Annotated in this window: 2 protein-coding genes; both read left to right on the top strand. The window is 65.7% G+C overall.

Features of this window, described 5'->3' with window-relative positions:
- Positions 1 to 216: PTS sugar transporter subunit IIC (locus DXC18_RS10315; protein ID WP_147326485.1), on the top strand; the 216-nt coding region annotated here is incomplete at its 5' end.
- Positions 197 to 1,030, top strand: a complete 834-nt coding sequence (locus tag DXC18_RS10310) for a PTS system mannose/fructose/sorbose family transporter subunit IID (RefSeq protein WP_035138993.1) — start codon at positions 197 to 199, stop codon at positions 1,028 to 1,030. The genes DXC18_RS10315 and DXC18_RS10310, both read left to right, overlap by 20 nt.
- The last annotated feature ends 9 nt before the right edge of the window (positions 1,031 to 1,039 follow it).

Below are 1,039 nucleotides of genomic sequence, written 5' to 3'. Positions count from 1 at the left end.
GCCATGGGCTTCGCCATGCTCGGCCGCCTGGTGCTCACCAAGCAGCTCGTGCCCTTCTACTTCCTGGGCTTCCTGCTGTGCTCCTACGCCAACGTGCCCGTCCTGGGCGTCGCCCTGATCGCCATCATCATCGGCATCGACAAGTTCGACCTGCTCGGCCTGGGCGGAGCCCAGCCCCAGCTCTCCGCGGAAGGGGATGAGGACGATGACTTCTAGTCCCGAGAACAAGATCACGCGCTCCGACCTCGTCAAGAGCGCCGTCAACGTCGGCGCCCTGGGCATGGAGTTCTCCTGGACCTACTACAAGCAGATGAACATCGCCTTCTGCCTGATGGTCGCCAACATGCTCAAGAAGATCTACGCCGGCCGCCCCGACGATTACGCCGAGGCCCTGCACCGCCACTGCGCGTTCTTCAACATCACCGTCCAGTTCGCCCCGTTCGTCGGCGGCATCGCGATGGCCATGGAGGAGAAGGTCGCCCGCGGCGAGATCGAGCCCGAGAGCGTCAACGACGTCAAGGCCGCCCTCATGGGCCCGCTGTCCGGCATCGGCGACTCCATCTTCCTGTCGACGCTGCGCGTGGTCGCCGCCGCCGTGGGCATCAGCCTGTGCCAGGCCGGCAACCCCTTCGGCCCCATCGCCTTCCTGCTCATCTACAACGTCCCCGGCTTCGCGCTGCGCATCTGGGGCGCCGTCAAGGGCTACGAGCTGGGCGTGGGCTTCCTGGACGAGGCCCAGAGGACCGGCCTCATGCAGAAGATCATGACCTGCGTGGGCATCGTGGGCGTCATGGTCGTGGGCGCCATGTGCAAGGACATGTTCTGGGCCAGCATCCCGGTGGCCATCGGCTCGGGCGACGACGCCCAGACCCTCCAGGACATCCTGGACGGCATCATGCCCGGCATGCTCGGCATGATCGCCTTCTGGCTGTACTACTGGCTGCTGTCCAAGAAGATCAACCCCATGGTGCTGATCGTGGCCACCATGGCCGTGGGCATCGTCGGCGCGTTCTTCGGCGTGCTGGCGTAAGGGCCCGGC

Source organism: Collinsella sp. OM08-14AT (assembly GCF_003438115.1).
Taxonomy (GTDB): domain Bacteria; phylum Actinomycetota; class Coriobacteriia; order Coriobacteriales; family Coriobacteriaceae; genus Collinsella.
Note: the sequence above shows the minus strand (reverse complement) of the source record. Positions and strands in the feature narration are given on the sequence as shown.